16 protein-coding genes and 2 pseudogenes are annotated in these 15,237 nt (G+C 68.2%); 7 read left to right on the top strand and 11 right to left on the bottom strand.

From position 1 onward, the window contains the following. Positions 1–106 precede the first annotated feature (106 nt). On the bottom strand, positions 107–1,282 hold the full coding sequence (locus C1922_RS16135; RefSeq protein WP_108750688.1) for a thiolase family protein: 1,176 nt from the start codon (positions 1,280–1,282) through the stop codon (positions 107–109). A 181-nt stretch (positions 1,283–1,463) separates the two neighbouring features. On the opposite strand from C1922_RS16135, the gene C1922_RS16130 reads away from it, so the two are divergent. After that, positions 1,464–4,304, top strand: a complete 2,841-nt coding sequence (locus tag C1922_RS16130) for an autotransporter serine protease (RefSeq protein ID WP_108750687.1) — start codon at positions 1,464–1,466, stop codon at positions 4,302–4,304. Positions 4,305–4,356: 52 nt separating this feature from the next. Here C1922_RS16130 and C1922_RS16125 read toward each other — a convergent pair whose 3' ends face one another. After that, entirely contained in the window at positions 4,357–5,454 is a 1,098-nt protein-coding gene (locus C1922_RS16125; RefSeq protein ID WP_108750686.1) for a Glu/Leu/Phe/Val dehydrogenase dimerization domain-containing protein, read from the bottom strand. 275 nt (positions 5,455–5,729) lie between these two features. Here C1922_RS16125 and C1922_RS16120 point away from each other — a divergent pair, with 275 nt between their 5' ends. Next, on the top strand, positions 5,730–6,800 hold the full coding sequence (locus C1922_RS16120; protein ID WP_108750685.1) for an HDOD domain-containing protein: 1,071 nt from the start codon (positions 5,730–5,732) through the stop codon (positions 6,798–6,800). 3 nt (positions 6,801–6,803) lie between these two features. Here the strand turns inward: C1922_RS16120 and C1922_RS16115 are convergent, their stop codons facing one another. From C1922_RS16115 to C1922_RS16105, 3 genes are all read right to left on the bottom strand, one after another. Further along, the gene (locus C1922_RS16115; RefSeq protein ID WP_108750684.1) at positions 6,804–8,348 is read right to left on the bottom strand and encodes a phospholipase D family protein; all 1,545 of its coding nucleotides are present in this window, start codon (positions 8,346–8,348) and stop codon (positions 6,804–6,806) included. Between the two features lie 159 nt (positions 8,349–8,507). After that, a complete protein-coding gene (locus C1922_RS16110) occupies positions 8,508–9,206 on the bottom strand; it encodes an RNA pseudouridine synthase (protein WP_108750683.1) in 699 nt (232 codons plus the stop codon). Between the two features lie 47 nt (positions 9,207–9,253). Then, positions 9,254–9,754 (bottom strand): M48 family metallopeptidase, encoded by a 501-nt coding sequence (locus C1922_RS16105; protein WP_108750682.1) that lies wholly within the window; start codon positions 9,752–9,754, stop codon positions 9,254–9,256. 62 nt (positions 9,755–9,816) lie between these two features. Between C1922_RS16105 and C1922_RS16100 the strand changes: the two genes are divergently transcribed. Both C1922_RS16100 and C1922_RS16095 read left to right on the top strand, forming a co-directional pair. After that, the gene (locus C1922_RS16100) at positions 9,817–10,374 is read left to right on the top strand and encodes a DUF2058 domain-containing protein (RefSeq protein WP_108750681.1); all 558 of its coding nucleotides are present in this window, start codon (positions 9,817–9,819) and stop codon (positions 10,372–10,374) included. A 111-nt stretch (positions 10,375–10,485) separates the two neighbouring features. Continuing rightward, a complete protein-coding gene (locus C1922_RS16095; protein ID WP_108750680.1) occupies positions 10,486–10,752 on the top strand; it encodes a DksA/TraR family C4-type zinc finger protein in 267 nt (88 codons plus the stop codon). 531 nt (positions 10,753–11,283) lie between these two features. Here C1922_RS16095 and C1922_RS16090 read toward each other — a convergent pair. The 4 genes and pseudogenes from C1922_RS16090 to C1922_RS16075 form a co-directional block, all read right to left on the bottom strand. Beyond that, positions 11,284–11,385 (bottom strand): annotated as a pseudogene (locus C1922_RS16090) (IS3 family transposase); the annotation flags it as partial. Positions 11,386–11,405: 20 nt separating this feature from the next. Further along, positions 11,406–11,534 (bottom strand): annotated as a pseudogene (locus tag C1922_RS16085) (transposase); the annotation flags it as partial. A gap of 190 nt (positions 11,535–11,724) precedes the next feature. Beyond that, entirely contained in the window at positions 11,725–12,318 is a 594-nt protein-coding gene (locus tag C1922_RS16080) for a mechanosensitive ion channel family protein (RefSeq protein WP_108750679.1), read from the bottom strand. Between the two features lie 36 nt (positions 12,319–12,354). Then, positions 12,355–12,534: a hypothetical protein gene (locus C1922_RS16075; RefSeq protein WP_108750678.1), complete on the bottom strand. Its 180-nt coding sequence runs from the start codon at positions 12,532–12,534 to the stop codon at positions 12,355–12,357. A gap of 126 nt (positions 12,535–12,660) precedes the next feature. On the opposite strand from C1922_RS16075, the gene C1922_RS16070 reads away from it, so the two are divergent. Genes C1922_RS16070 through C1922_RS16060 form a run of 3 tightly spaced genes read left to right on the top strand, consistent with a single transcriptional unit; the run spans position 12,661 to position 14,650 of the window. Continuing rightward, positions 12,661–13,239: a sigma-70 family RNA polymerase sigma factor gene (locus C1922_RS16070; RefSeq protein WP_108750677.1), complete on the top strand. Its 579-nt coding sequence runs from the start codon at positions 12,661–12,663 to the stop codon at positions 13,237–13,239. Further along, a complete protein-coding gene (locus C1922_RS16065) occupies positions 13,236–13,760 on the top strand; it encodes a hypothetical protein (RefSeq protein ID WP_108750676.1) in 525 nt (174 codons plus the stop codon). The genes C1922_RS16070 and C1922_RS16065 overlap by 4 nt, the downstream gene beginning before the upstream one ends. An 11-nt stretch (positions 13,761–13,771) precedes the next feature. After that, complete coding sequence (locus tag C1922_RS16060; protein ID WP_108750675.1) at positions 13,772–14,650, top strand: DUF4097 family beta strand repeat-containing protein; 879 nt, start codon at positions 13,772–13,774, stop codon at positions 14,648–14,650. A 47-nt stretch (positions 14,651–14,697) separates the two neighbouring features. On the opposite strand, the gene C1922_RS16055 is transcribed toward C1922_RS16060, so the two are convergent. Together C1922_RS16055 and C1922_RS16050 are read right to left on the bottom strand one after the other, a co-directional pair. Next, positions 14,698–14,880, bottom strand: coding sequence for a hypothetical protein (locus C1922_RS16055; RefSeq protein WP_108750674.1), 183 nt, complete (start codon positions 14,878–14,880; stop codon positions 14,698–14,700). Positions 14,881–14,891: 11 nt separating this feature from the next. Next, positions 14,892–15,185 carry a YkgJ family cysteine cluster protein gene (locus C1922_RS16050; protein WP_108751629.1) on the bottom strand — a complete coding sequence of 98 codons (294 nt, stop codon included), beginning with the start codon at positions 15,183–15,185 and terminating at the stop codon, positions 14,892–14,894. Positions 15,186–15,237: the final 52 nt, after the last annotated feature.

The raw sequence follows: 15,237 nt of genomic DNA, 5'->3' as shown, positions 1-15,237 counted from the left end.
GTTAGATTAGGCAACGCGCAACTGCGCGCCGACAACATGATGACAAGCCAAGATTGGGTGTCAAGCGCTCCCGCATTCATTTTTGCGAAATCGCCGTTAATTCCTTTCAGATCAACTCGATGGCAATTGCTGTCGCTTCGCCGCCGCCGATGCACAGGGTAGCGATGCCGCGCTTGCCGCCGCGCGTGCGCAAGGCGTTGACCAGAGTGACCACCAGACGTGCGCCCGAGGCGCCGATCGGATGGCCCAGTGCGCAGGCGCCGCCATTCACGTTGAGCTTGTCGTGGCTGATGCCCAGTTCGCGCATGGGTGCCATGGCCACCACGGCAAAGGCTTCGTTCACTTCGAACAGGTCGACCTGGTCCAGCGTCCAGCCGGTCTTCGCCAGCAGGGCGTGGATCGCGCCGATCGGCGCGGTGGTGAACCACTCCGGCTCCTGCGAATGGGTGGCGTGGCCGACGATGCGTGCCAGCGGGGTGATGCCGCGCGCGGCCGCATCCTCTTCGGCCAGAAGCACCACGGCAGCGGCGCCGTCGGAAATGCTGGAGGAACTGGCGGCGGTCACGCTGCCATCCTTCTTGAACGCCGGGCGCAGGGTCGGAATCTTGGCGATGTCCGAACGGCCGGGCTGCTCGTCGCTGGCGAATTCGACCTCACCCTTGCGGGTGGTCACCTTCACCGCGACGATTTCGTCGGCGAATGCGCCATTGGCCTGCGCGGCCTGTGCACGGCGCACCGATTCGATGGAATAGGCGTCCTGTTCCTCGCGGCTGAACTGATACTTGTCCACGGCGCATTCGGCGAATTCACCCATGGCCTTGCCGTCGTAGGCATTGACCAGGCCGTCGTGGGCCATGTGGTCCACCGCCTGGAAGTTGCCGAAGCGGTTGCCGGTGCGCGAATTGGGCAGCATGTGCGGGGCGTTGGACATCGACTCCATGCCGCCGGCCACCACCACCTTGGCCGAACCGGCCTTGATCAGGTCGTGGCCCAGCATGATGGTCTTCATGCCCGAGCCGCAGACCTTGTTCAGGGTGGTCGCGCCGGCCGACAGCGGAATGCCGGCGGCGATGGCGGCCTGGCGGGCCGGGGCCTGGCCCAGATTGGCCGACAGCACGCAGCCCATCAGGACTTCGGAAACGTCGCTGGCCGGTACCCCGGACTGCTCAAGGGCGGCGGCGATGGCGGCCGCGCCAAGGGTCGGGGTGGGCACGCCGTTGAACTGGCCCAGGAAGGAGCCAATGGCGGTGCGCTTGGCGGCGGCGATGACGATGTTGGACATGGCAATCTCGTTGATGCGTGAGCAATGTTCGGAAAGGAGACGGCGGGCGTTGGAAGCGGCGCCATTTCCCGGCAGACTGCGTGGGGGTCGACCCAGTATAGAGGGTCGGCGGTTGCTGCCGCTGGCAGCACTGGATGCCTGCAAGGGGTTGCGGCAGGCCAACGTTCATGGGAAGGAAACGATGGAACGTAAGACGATGGGCAGGTCGGTCCTGGCTTCGGCGCTGGTCGCCGCGTTGAGTGCATGTGGTGGTGGCGGGGGCGGCAGCAATGTACGCATCGACCCGCCGCCCACCACGCCGCCGGTGACCCCGCCGCCCACCACGCCCACCCCGGCCAAACCCACCGAGCCGGCGGTGAACGCGCACCTGGTGCAGACCAATGCCGTGGCCGCGCAGTCCGCTGGCCTGACCGGCAAGGGCGTGCGTATCGGCATCGTCGATTCCGGCGTGAAGCGCGACACGGCCGCGCTCAATGGCCGCGTTGTGGCCAACCTCAACTACGTCGATCCGGCGCGCAACAATCTGAACGTGGATGACGTGGTCGGCCACGGCACCGCCGTGGCCAGCCTGGCCGCCGGCGCAACCGTGGGCGTCTGGCCCGGCGGCATCGCGCCGGGGGCGCAGATTGTCTCGGCGCGGATCATTTCCGACACATCGCCCACCGATGACGGCAGTGGCCAGGGCAACTCATTCAGCGGGCCGCTGGGCGTGGCCGGCATCCACCAGGACCTGATCAGCTACGGCGTAAAGGTCATGAACAACTCCTGGGGCGGGTTGTACTGGACCGATCTGGCCACCACCGTGCAGGTGGCGGCCGAGTACCGCCCCTTCATCATGAGCAACGGCGGCCTGGTGGTGTTCGCCTCGGGCAACGAGGGTCGCGACCAGCCCAGCAGCGTGGCGGCACTGCCCAGCCAGCGCGGCGTGGGCGGTTCGCTGCCGGCGGCCGATCTGGAAAAGGGCTGGCTGGTGGCCACCGCCATCGATCCCAACAAGCCCGGCGAACGCACCAGCTGGGCCAACGCCTGTGGCGATGCGGCGCGTTACTGCCTGACCGCACCGGGCAGCGCGGTGTTCCCCGAGCGCAATGGCAACGGCTACCAGTGGAATTACGGCACGTCGTTCGCTGCGCCCCTGGTGTCAGGCGCGGCTGCACTGGTCTGGGAACGCTTCCCGTACTTCGACAACGACCTGGTGCGGCAGACCCTGCTGGGCACGGCCACCGACATCGGCGCGCCGGGCGTGGACGCCATCTACGGCTACGGTCTTCTGAATGTCGGCAAGGCTGTGAACGGCCCGGCCCGCTTCGACTGGGGCAACACCACCGTCAACGTCTCGCAGCTGGGCCTGAATTCGGTCTGGAGCAACAACATCACCGGCAGCGGCGGTCTGGTCAAACAGGGCGAAGGCTCGCTGGGTCTGTCCGGCACCAACACCTACACCGGCGACACCCGCATCGAACGCGGCACGCTGGCGCTGCGCGACGGCGCGTCCATCACTTCCAACGTGGTGATCACCGCGCAGGCGGCAAGCCCCAACACGGCCGCGCTGCAGTTCATGACCGGCACCACCCGGGTCAAGGGCAACGTGGACAACGCGGCGATGGTGATCGTGCGCGATGCCAACAGCAGCGCGACCATCGAAGGCAACTACCTGCACCGCAACGGCGCACGGTTGATGATCTCGCTGGGTTCCAACCCCCTTGCCATCACTGGCACGGCCACCCTGCAGGGCGGCGACGTGCATGTGTCCAGTGTCGTCAGCGGTTACGTACCGGCTGACGGCCGCACCCAGACCGTGCTGCAGGCCTGGCAGGGCGTAACCGGTACGTTCAACGCGGTCAGCAACAGCCTCAATGCGGGCAGCCTGCTGGATGCGTCACTCAGCTATGGCAGCAACGACGTCACCCTGAACATCAATCGGGTCAACGTGGTCAGCGCGGCATCGGCGGCCGGCCTGGGCGCCAGCACGCAGGCCTCGGCCTCGCGCGTGGAGCGCGCGTTCGAAGCGCTCGACAATGGCACCGACGTCACCGGTGTGTTCGCCCAGGGCGCAGGCGCGCTGCAGGGCGTGCAGGGCAACCTGGCACTGCAGCAGAGCCTGGACAGCCTGTCGGGCAAGGCGCATGCGCTGGCGACCGCAGCCACCTTCGACAGCATCGATCTGGGCCGCCGCGCGCTGTCCGCGCGCTTCGGCCAGGTGCAGGGCGCACCGCGCCTGGCCGGTGCCTGGCAGAACGCGCTGGGCGAAGCGGGCCAGGGCAGCTTCTCGGCCAGCGGCGCCGACACCCATGGCTGGATGATGGGCCAGGACACGGCACTGGGCAGCAACGGCGTGCTCGGCTTTGCCTTCGGTGAAACGCGCAGCTTCGGCAACCGCGCCTGGGGCAGCGATCGCGGCCGCGACCGGCAGTCGCAGGCGCAGCTGTACGCCGGCTGGAATGCCGGCGGTGCGTATGCGCTGGGCCAGGTGGGTGCCGGCCAGTTCAACCGCGAGATCGATCGCCAGCTGCTGCTGGGTGCCGGCCAGTACGGCGTCAACGCCCGCTACGGCGGCACCTTCAGCACGGCCAGCGTGGAGGCCGGTTATCGCTTCGGCTGGGCCGGTGCCTCGCTGACCCCGTACCTGGGCGCCGACTACACCCGCGTGGACAGCGATCGCTTCAGCGAACAGGGGGGCCTGGGCTTCGGCCTGCGCAGCGCAGGTGACACCAGCAGCCGCATCCAGGCCCTGGCCGGCGTGCGTGCCGAGCGCCAGTGGCGCAACTGGGCGCTGCGCGGCTACGCCGAATACCAGCAGCAGTTGTCCAGCCACGGCATGGATGCGCAGGCCAGCTTCGTCGGCATCGATGCCTGGGCGCCGATGGCCGGGCTGCAGCCGATGCGTTCCGGTGGCCTGGTGGGTGTGTCGGTGGAATCGTGGCTGAGCCGCAACAGCCGCCTCAGCTTCGGCTACGACCAGCGCTTCGGCCCGCGCGGCGAACTGAGCCAGGTCGCACTGCGCTACAGCGCCGCGTTCTGACGCGGCCTTGCGTGACCACGCCCGGCAGCCTGCCGGGCGTGGCCAGCGCCCATCAACCGCCGCGCAGGTTGCCCAGTCGCGGGGTACTGCGGCCCAGCGGCATCTTCAGCTTGCCGATGGACTGGATGCGCGCTTCGGCAATGCGGTCGGCCGCGCGCTGCGGCGCGATGTTCTCGCGCTTCGACAGTTCGAAGATGCGCGTCAGGTTGTGGTAGATGCTGCGGATCAGGCGCATCGCCCGTTCGCGGTTGTAACCGTCGATCTCCAGCGACACATTCATCACGCCGCCGGCATTCACCGCGTAATCCGGTGCGTAGAGGATGCCGCGGGCATGCAGCTCATCGCCGATGTCCAGGCTGGACAGCTGGTTGTTGGCGGTGCCGCAGATGATCTTCGCCTTGATCCGCGGCAGGGTGTCGGCGTTGATCGCCCCCTCCAGCGCGCAAGGGGCGAATACGTCGGCGTTCACTTCGTGGATCTCGTCGGGCTTGACCGCTTCGGCGCCGAAATCGCTGACCGCACGATCCACCAGCGCGCTGTCCAGATCGGTCACGTAGAGCTTGGCGCCGCGGTCACGCAGCAGCTTCACCAGTTCCATGCCGATGTGGCCCAGGCCCTGCACGGCAATGCTGGTCTTGCCCACTTCTTCGTGCCCGAACTTGAAGCGCAGCGCCGCCATCAGCGCCTGCAGCGCGCCATAGGCGGTGAACGGGGCCGGGTCGCCGGAACCGCCATGGACCTGGTGCACGCCGGTCACGAACTGGCTTTCCAGGTAGATGTTCTCCATGTCGTTCACATCGGTGCCGACATCTTCGGCGGTGATGTAGCGGCCGCCCAGGGAGTCGACGTAGCGGCCGAACGCACGGAACAGCACCTCGGTCTTGTCCACCTTCGGGTCGCCGATGATCACCGCCTTGCCGCCGCCGACGTTCAGGCCGGCCAGGGCGTTCTTGTAGGTCATGGTGCGGCTGAGCCGCAGCACGTCGTTCAAGGCCTCGTCGGTGCTGGCGTAGGGGCGCATGCGCACGCCGCCCAGGGCCGGGCCCAGGGTGGTGTTGTGAATGGCGATGATCGCCTTCAGGCCGGCATCCTGGCTGTGGCAGAACACCACCTGCTCATGACCGGTGGTGGCGAGGGTTTCGAATAGCATGGCGTCTCCGATGGCGCGATCAGCGGCGAACTGCAGCGAACTGCCAATGAACGGTAGGGTCCCAAAACAAAAAAAGCGACGTCGTCATGGCTGGGGGACGGGTCGCGCGGCGCCATTCTAGTCCATTCGCCCGGCCGATGCCGTGCACGGCCGGGGCGGCTGCATTAAAGAAGATGAAAGCGCGGCCGATGCTGCGACGACGGCAGGTCGCCGAATGTGAAGAAGGCGCGGGTGCAGGCAGTGGCAGCAGCAGTGCAACAACACGGCGGGCGCCGGTGAGGCCGGTCTGGTGGCAGGCCATGACGGCCTGGCTGGCGGGCAGGCGCGCGACCAGGCCGGTGCGCCGGGCCGAATCGCATGTCCGTCCGGCCGCCGGTCCCCAGCAGGGCGAGCCGCTGGCCGCCGGCGATGTCGCCGCGCACCTGCAGCGCAGCCTGCATGCGCTCGCGCTGTCCCCGCATCTGCTGGGCGAACCGGCGGGGGAAGGCAGCTCGCCGCTGGGCGAGGCGGTGGACCGCGCCCTGCAGGATCGCGACTGGGCCACCCGGCAGCTGCCGCGCCGCCCGCAACTGCTGCCGCAGCTGATCCAGACCGTCAACGACGATGCCGCGTCGGCGCGGGTGATGGCCGCCATCATCGGCCAGGACCCGGTACTGACCGGCAACCTGCTGCGCATTGCCAACAGCCCGGCCTACAAGGTGCACGAGCGGCCGGTGGAAAGCCTGCAGCGCGCGGTCACCCTGGTCGGTACCGAAGGGGTGCGGCAGATCATCAGCGCGGTGCTGGTACAGCCGGTCATGCAGGAGCAGTGCGATGTCTTCCCGCAGTTCAGCACGATCATCTGGGAACACGCGCTGCTGGCCTCGCGCGCCGCGGCCGACCACGCCCGCACCGTCACCTTCGGCGATGCGTTCGCCGCGCAGTGGCTGGGGCTGGTGCAGGGGCTGGGCGCGGCGCTGGTGATGCGGCAGGTGCTGCAGGAGGCGCAGGGCCGCGGCAGCACGGTGGACGCGGCGCTGGCACTGGACCTGCTGCAGCGCTGGTCCTTGCCGCTTGCGCAACGCCTGGCCGCCGCCTGGGACCTGCCCGAACCGGTACACCAGGCGCTGGCCGCCGACGCGCAGGGGCCGCTGGCCGACAGTCTGCGCCTGGGCAGTGCGGCGGCCGCGGCCAGCCTGCTGTGCCGGCATGGCCATGGCAGCCAGGTACGCATGCAGGCTTTGCTGGAACAGCTGCCTTCGGCACCGCCGCACGCGCTGCGCTGGATCTGGCGACGGCTGCACGGGCGCGCCGTGGAAACGTTGGATGAAGCCGGCGCGGAGGGCAGCCAGGCGCCCGTGCCGTAAGCGCTACAGCTGCGATTCCACCGGCAGCCAGCTGATCACCCGCGCGGTCCAGCGCTTGCCCAGCGAACTGCCGGGCTCGCGCTCCACCCAGTGCGGCGGTGGCTGCCGTTCCAGCCAGCGCAGCTCGTTGCCGGCGCCCAGCGCCAGCCACCAGCTGTGCTGCGGGTCGGCCAGCCGCAGGTACTCCTGGCGCAGGCGCGCGCCCAGCACCGGGTCGTCGAACAGCACGCCCATTTCCGTGTTGAGGTAGGCCGAGCGCGGGTCGAGATTGAACGAGCCGACAAAGCCGCGGCGGTCGTCGATGACGAAGGCCTTGGTATGCAGGCTGGCGCCGCTGCTGCCGAACAGGCTGCTGTCGCCCGGTTCGCCGTGTGCCTTCAGTTCGTAGATCTGCACGCCGGCCTGCAGCAGCGGTACCCGGTAGCCCATGTAGCCGCCGTGCACCGCAGCCACATCGTTGGCGGCCAGCGAGTTGGTCACCACGCCCACCTGCACACCGCGTGCGGCCATGGCCGAAAAACCCTGCAGGCCTTCGGCACCGGGCACGAAGTAGGGCGAGATCAGCAGCGCGCCGTGCTGGGCGGTCTGCAACTGCGCGGCCAGCGCGGTCACCAGCCAATCCTCGCGTACATCGTCGCGGTGTTTCATCGGCGGGTCGGACAGGATGCGCACCTGGGCGCTCCAGTGCAGGGGCTCGGGGCCGGGCTGGCGCAGTGCACGCGAGCTGGCCACGCGCTGCAGGTAAGGGCGGCTGCTGTCATGCAGCGCATCGCGGTCGGACTGGCGCAGCAGCACCTGCAGCTGCGCCTGGCTGTAGTGCGCCAGCGCACTGATCGGAACGGCGGCGTCGCTGTTCCAGTACGCGTCGAAGATGGCGCTGGCCTGCTGCACGGCGGGGCCGGCAACGACCAGGTCCAGGTCCTGGAAGTTCACATCGTCGCGCGCGTTGAAGTATTCCTCGCCGATGTTGCGGCCACCGACGATCGCCACGCGGCCATCGGCGATCCAGCTCTTGTTGTGCATGCGGTGGTTCACGCTGAAGGCGCGCTGCACCAGTTCCAGCGTTCGGGCGATGCCGCTGCGGTTGCGGAACGGGTTGTACAGGCGGATCTCGATGTTCGGGTGCGCATCGAGCGCCAGCATCAGCGCGTCCTTGTCCTTGGCATTCATGTCATCCAGCAGCAGGCGCACGCGCACGCCGCGCACGGCGGCGTCATGCAGCGCCTTGGCCATCAGGTGGCCCACCCGGTCGTCGTGCCAGATGTAGTACTGCAGGTCCAGGCTGCGGCCGGCCTTTTCGGTGATGACCGCGCGCGCGGCGAAGGCATCCAGGCCATCGCTGAGGAAGGCCACGCCGGACTGGCCGGGGTGGGCGGCCAGCAGCGGCGCCAGCTGGCGATCGATCGCGGTCTGCGCCGGCTGCAGTGGCAGCACCTGCGATGCGGGCCCGCGAGCGCTGGGGGTGAGGTGGTCGGCCAGCAGCAGGCCCGATAACACCAGCAGCACCAGCGCAGCAACGATGATGGCGACGATACGCAGCAGTCTCATGCCACCATGCTAGTGGATCCACGCCATGCGTGAATGGTGTTCTGGGCACGGTCACGCCATGCGTGGATGGTGTTCTGGGCACGGTCACGCCATGCGTGGATGGCGCTTTGTGGGGTCAGAGCCCTTGCCTGCGGCAAGGGGGCCGACCCCGTGGCAGGCTCAGAACCGCTCGTCGCTGCCCAGATAGCGCCACTGCCCCGGCACCAGCGGCCCCAGCGCCACCCGGCCGATGCGCAGCCGGCGCACCGCCGTCACCTGCAGCCCGGCAGCGGTCACCGCCACGCGCAGGCCTTTCGCGGTCAGGCCCTTGCCGGCAAAGCGCAGGCGTTGCTCGCTCTGCCAGCTGACCTTGGGCCCGCCGGCTTCCTGCTGCAGGCGCGCCAGCAGCCACGGGCCACGTTCGGGTCCGCCCTCGGCCACGTCCACCAGGTATTCCTGCTCGGTGCGGCCCAGGTTGCGCTGCAGGTGGGCCAGCGTGGCCGGATCCTGGCTGACCACCACCAGGCCGCTGTCGGCGGCAGGCAGTGCGGCGGCCAGTTGCAGGCCGTGGAAGTGGCGCTGCAGGGCGCGGGTGCCGCTGGCATCCAGTTCGCTGCGCGTCGCGCTGCTGACCAGTGCGCACAATGCCTCGGCCGCCATGCCCGCCGGCTTGTGCAGCAGCATGCTGACCCGTTCGGCTTTTTCATCGCTGGCCTGCTCGGCCACCACGATCACCGCGTCCTCATCCACCGGGCGCTGCGGCTGTTCCACCACTTCGCCGTTCACGGTCACCCAGCCACCTTCCACATAGCGCCGCGCTTCCCCGCGCGGGATGCCGAGCAGGGCGGACAGGCGTTTGTCGAGGCGGATCGGTTCCATGGCGGGCAGGTCGGTCAGGGGGCGCGCAGTGTAGCTGCTGCGGCCGGTCAGCGCTGGCTGCGGTTGGCCAGCTCGGTCAGGTACAGGCGGGTGTCGAACTCCAGCTGCAGGTACTCCGGCTCCATGTGCTGGCACAGCTGGTAGAAGGCCTTGTTGTGGTCGGCTTCCTTCAGGTGCGCCAGCTCATGCACCACGATCATGCGCAGGAACGCGGCCGGTGCCTGGCGGAACACGGTGGCGATGCGGATCTCGCGGCTGGCCTTGAGGCGACCGCCATGCACGCGGGAAATGGCGGTATGCGTGCCCAGCGCGTGCTTGATCACTTCCAGGGTGTTGTCGTAGCAGACCTTGTTGAGCGGCACCGACTTGCGCAGGTAGCGGTCCTTCAGTTCCTGGGTGTAGTCGTACAACTGGCGGTCGCTGCGCACTTCGTGCGGATCGGGGTAGCGTTGCTGCAGCCAGGGGCCGAGCTTGCCCTGGGCCAGCAGTTCGCTGACCTGGGCCACCAGGGGCTCCGGATAACCGGTGAGGTACTTCAGGACGGCCATGCAGGGGCGGCGGGGCGTCGGTAGAATGGGGCTTCCAAGATTACACGCGGTACCGACCCACCATGGCAAAGCCCAACGCGCTGCAGGAACAATTGCTCAAGGCCGGCCTGGCCAAGAAGTCGCAGGCCAGTGCTGCCGCGCGTGAACAGGCCAAGGCGCGGCAGGGCAAGGCGGAATCGGCCTCGGCCGAGGTGCAGCGCGAAGCTGAACGCGCGCGCGCCGAGAAGGTCGAGCGCGACCGTGCCCTGGCGGCCGAGCGCAATGCCCAGGCCCGCCAGGCTGAACAGAAGGCGCAGGCGAAGCAGATCATCACGGCCCATGCGGTGCCGCACAAGGGCGATGACGAGTACCGCTTCAGCGACGGCGCGGCCATCCGCACGCTGCTGATCGACCCCAAACTGCGCAAGGCGCTGTCGGTGGGCGTGCTGGTCATCGTCGCCCACGGCGAGGGCTACGCCCTGCTGCCGCGTGCGGCCGCCGAGAAGGTGCGCGAGCGTGCTCCCGAGGCGATCATCGTCGACCACGGCCAGCCGGGCTCGACCGCCGAGATTTCCACGGGCAATGCCGAGGACGACGCCTACTACGCCCAGTTCCAGGTGCCGGACGACCTGGTCTGGTAAGGCGCGGCTGAACCGGCCGCCAGCACGCCGGGCAGGGCCCGGTGCTGCCGATTGCAGTTGCGGGTAGCGTCCCCATATCAGGGATATACCTGACAGTTGCGGAGGTGAGTGATGGCCACCGGTTGGGCGGGTGACGGCGCGGTCCAGGACCAGATCGACGCCACCGTTGACGATGCCATTGCCCGTGCGCGGCGCCAGCTGCGCCAGGGGCCGGGTCTGGAACACTGCGAAGAGTGCGACGCGCCGATTCCGCTGGCGCGGCGCCAGGCCGTGCCCGGTGTTCGCCTGTGCGTGGCGTGCCAGCAGGCGCTGGACGACGAAGAACAGGCACACGCCGGCTACAACCGCCGCGGCAGCAAGGACAGCCAGCTGCGGTGAGGGGGTTTTTGCAGGGCTGCGCCCTGCACCTGCTCAATGCAACGTCAACGTCAAAAGCGGCATTCCGCGGGATGGCGGGGCGGTGTCGGATTGCGGGGACGCCGCAAGTACGTCCGTGTAGGCTTGGCAGCCGCATCCATGCGGCTGACACCCCGCAATCCGACACCGCCCCACCTCCGACAGATTCCCGCGATCGGGTGGATCCACGCCAGGCTTGGATGGTCTCTGTGGGAATCGAAAATTTCGGATTGAATTCGAAACGCATCCACGCATGGCGTGGATCTACTGGCCATCGCGTCACATGCGCGGCTGTTGGTAGGTGTCGACCTTGGTCGACACATCTCACAGATATCGAATGAATTCATCTGTGTCGACCAAGGTCGACACCTACCAGAGCGGAACGCCGTTCCGGCAGATCGCGGGAAACTGTCGAAGGCGGGGTGGTGTGGGCTTGCAGGACCGCAGGCGCCATGGATGGCGCCTACGAGCCCCCATGGTGAAGTGACCCCCTGAAGTTGGACAGTTGGGGGATCAGGCGGCCAGCGCGGCCTGCTCCCGGTACTTTACCGGGCTCAAGCCCTTTAATTTCAGGCGGATACGATTCTCGTTGTAGTAACGGATGTACTCCACCAGGCCAGCTTCCAGGCTAACTAGGTCGCTGCCCACCGCCTCACCGTGGAGAACTCCAGGCCATGGCGGCGGGCAACGGCCTTGACCGATGTGGAGGTGTTACAGGCCTCCTTGGCGACCTGCAATTTGAAACAAACCTCATATCTATACATGCAAACCTCGGGGTCGGATCAGGTGTCCAACTCCCGGGGGTCACTTCATGGACGGGTTTACGGCGTGTCCTGCAAGCCCGCACCGCCCCGCCAACCCACGGAATGCAAGCTTTTGCCGTTGCCGTTGCCGTTGCCGTTGCCGTTGCATTGAGCAGGTGCAGGGCTGCAAGCCCTGCAGAGAAAAACCCCCTCAGCCGTCGCCCTGGATGCCGCCGGGGGCCTGCGACGGGTCGCGCCAGCGGCGCACCGTGCGCTGGAAGAACAGGTTGTTGGGCAGCTGCAGCACCGTGCCCTGGTGGCCGTCGCCGGTTTCCTGCAGCGTGGTGTAGATCAGGTTCACATCGATCACCCGCCCCTTCAGGCCGGGCTTCTCGCCGTTCTCCAGGACTTCGATGTAATCGTGCAGGCGGAACGGGCGCGTGGTGAAGATCAGCAACGTGCAGAAGATGTTGGACAGCACGCTCCAGGCCGCGAAGAAAGCCACAGCACCCACTGCCGCAAAGCCAGTGAACGCGGTCCACAGCACCGAAGGCGATGCGCCCAGCAGGCTGAGGATGTACAGCAGGGCACTGAAATAGACCACGAAGCTGCTGATCCGCCGCGCGCCCATCGCCATTTCCTGCGGCAGCGTGTAGTGCTCGGAAAAGCGCCGTATCAGCCGACGGGCCAGCACCCGCAACAGCCAGGCGACCACCAGCACCAGCACGATCTGCAGGGCAATGCCCGCATAGTCCAGCCACGGATGGCTCCAGGCCGGCAGGTGATCCTTCAGTGACAACATCATGGGGCGACAACGGGCAGCAGGAAACAACGCCCGATGTTACCCGGCGCGCGATGGCGTTTCGACTGTCGGGGGCCACTGCAGGCAGACCAGAGTCTGGCCGTGCTGCCGCAGGCACGCGCCGTGGGCGTCGCCGTGCCACTGCAGCGACAGGCCCAGGCCCTGCTGCGCCACGCAGATCGCGATGGCCAGCAGCGCAGCACAGTGGGTGGCGGACATGGGGTCTCCGGGCCTGCGGCCACGCGGGGGGATGCAGGCATGGATGCAGCGGCGGCCGAAAAGGTTGCATGCCGAAGCGGTCGCGGGCCGTCTAAACCTTTTGCTGGGGCGCTGCATCCAAGCGCTATGCTCGACACCACCATGCCACCGCCACCTGCCGCCGCTGATGCGGCCGATGAGCCCGCGTTGATACGGGCGGCTGCGGCCGGCGACACCGTGGCCTATGAATGCCTGTACCGCAGTCATGCGCCGCGCCTGTTCGCCGTGCTGTGGCGACTGTGCGGCGGGCAGCAGGCACGGGCCGAAGACGCGTTGCAGGAAGCATTCCTGCAGGCCTGGAAGGCATTGCCGGGTTTCCGCTTTGAAAGCAGCCTGGCGACCTGGCTGCACCGGCTGGGGGTGAACGCCGCGCTGATGGAACTGCGCGTGCGCGCCGGCGGACAGGACCACCACAGCCTGGACGACATGGAAGGCGGCCTGCAGGAGCTGGCCGTGCATGACCGCTGCGCCGGCACCGAGCGTGATCTGGAGCGGGCGTTGGCAACACTGCCACCGCGGGCCCGTGCGGTACTGGTGCTGCACGACATCGAAGGCTGGAAACACCACGAAATCGCCGAACAACTGCAGATGGCCGTCGGCAGTTCCAAGGCACAGTTGCATCGCGCGCGCGGCCTGCTGCGTGCGCGGCTGGGAGACATGACATGACCACACCCGACCCCGATCACGACCTGCTGGCGCGGCTGCGCGACCTGCCGAAGCAGCGCACCCCGCCTGCCGATGGCTGGGCGCGGCTGTCGGCACGGTTGCCGCCACGCGAGCCGGTGCAGGCGACCACCGCGCCGACCGTGGTGGTGGCGCTGCCGCGTCGCCCGCTGCGGCGCGCTTGGCTGCCGCTGGGCGCGGCGCTGGCCGCAGGCCTGGCGCTGTTCGCGGTGGCCCCGTGGCGGAATGACGCCGTGCAGGCGCCGGCACCCGGCGGCCTGCAGCTGCAGGCCAATGCCATGGCCGCGCAGTACCAGCAGGCGGTGGCGTCGCTGCCGGCAGCGCGTGCGCCGGAATGGCAGCCGGCGCTGCAGGAACTGGACCGCAGCGTGGTGCAGATCCGCGCCGCCATGGCGCAGGACCCGCGCGCTGCACATCTATTGGCACAACTGCGGCGCACCTACGCGCTGCGGCTGGAACTGACCCGGCAGGCGGCACAGGCCGCCGCCGGACTGACAACCTGAGGAGATTCCCGATGCGAGCCTTGCTTCCCCTGTCTGCTGCGCTGCTGCTGTTGCCCTCGCTGGCGCTGGCCGACACCCGCGTGGATGAGCGCCACGCCCTGGCCAGTGGTGGGCGTATTGAACTGAGCAACGTGGCCGGCAAGGTCACGGTGCGCGGCTGGGACCGCAACGATGTGCAGCTGACCGGCAGCCTCAGCGACGGCCTGCAGCTGCGCCAGGAAAAAAGCGCCAACCGCGTGCGCTGGGAAGTGGAATACCCACGGCGCAGCAATAACGGCGGCGCCACCCTGGTGTTGAACGTTCCGCGCTCGTCCGAGCTGCTGCTCAGCACGGTCAGTGCCGACCAGGACATCAGTGGCATCGATGTGCGCCGGCTGCAGGCCGACACGGTGAGCGGCAACCTGAGTGCGGCTGGGCGCAGTGCCGACAGCAAGCTCAATTCGGTCAGCGGTAATGTGACTGCTCGGCTGCAGACGCCGCGGCTGGACGTGAACACAGTCAGCGGGCAGATCCAGGCCGGTGGCGGCGTGGCCGGCGACATCGGTGCGCAGACCGTATCGGGCAGGGTCGGGGTGGATGCCGGCCGCATCCAGCGCCTGGCCGTGGAAACGGTGTCCGGCGGCATCGATCTGTCGGCGTCTGCCCTGGCGCCGGGCGGCCGTATCAGCGTGGAATCGGTAAGTGCGTCGGTCAGCCTGCGGCTGCCGCGAACGGTGTCGGCACAGCTGTCAGTGAACAGCTTCAGTGGTGCGATCAACAGCGATGCGGGCAGCGTGGAACGCCCACGCTACGGCCCGGGCAGCCACCTGGACACCCGCTTGGGCAGTGGTGATGGGGATATCCGCGTGCAGTCGCACTCGGGCAGTGTGCAGGTCCGTCTGGACCGTTGAGCCGGCCCGGCAGGCCGCGGCGGCAGCGCCGCCGCGGTCAGGGTGGGTCAGCTGGCTTTCTTCAGCGCCCAGGTGGTGCCCAGTACTTCGATCTTGCCACCGCTCTTGCGGAACGCGGCCAGATCGGACGCAATCGAATCGCTGCTGACCGTGGTGCTGGCGGCCGCGCCCTTGCGTTCGCTGCGGATGCTGTTGCTAGCCTTCGCGGGGGTCTTTGCCTTGCGGGGCATGGTTGCTCCTGTCAGGTGGAAGGGGAGGAAAGCGCCCAGGCATCGGCCTGGCGCAGGTAGTCCTGCCGCTCGCGGCGGCAGTCATCGCCGCCCATCGCAAACTGGCGGCAGATCGCCGGGCGCTGCGAATAGATCGTGCAGCGCAGGTGATAGGGATCGATCGCCGCGCACCAGCCTTCATCATTGCGCGCCATCACGGCACGGCCGTGCCTGTCGCGCGAGGTATACTGGCGGGGCACCTCGTCGCCCGCCTGCAGCAGCACGGGCAACCGGCAGCAGACCGCATCACAACGGCGGCAGTCGATGGGTGCAGGTGCTTCTTCAGGTTGTGCGGCCACAGGGGCCAGGCGGGTGCCC

The sequence above is a fragment of the Stenotrophomonas sp. ZAC14D2_NAIMI4_7 genome (assembly GCF_003086675.1).
Classification (GTDB): domain Bacteria; phylum Pseudomonadota; class Gammaproteobacteria; order Xanthomonadales; family Xanthomonadaceae; genus Stenotrophomonas.
The sequence above is the reverse complement of the archived record's forward strand: the minus strand, read 5'-3'. Positions and strand labels throughout refer to the sequence as shown.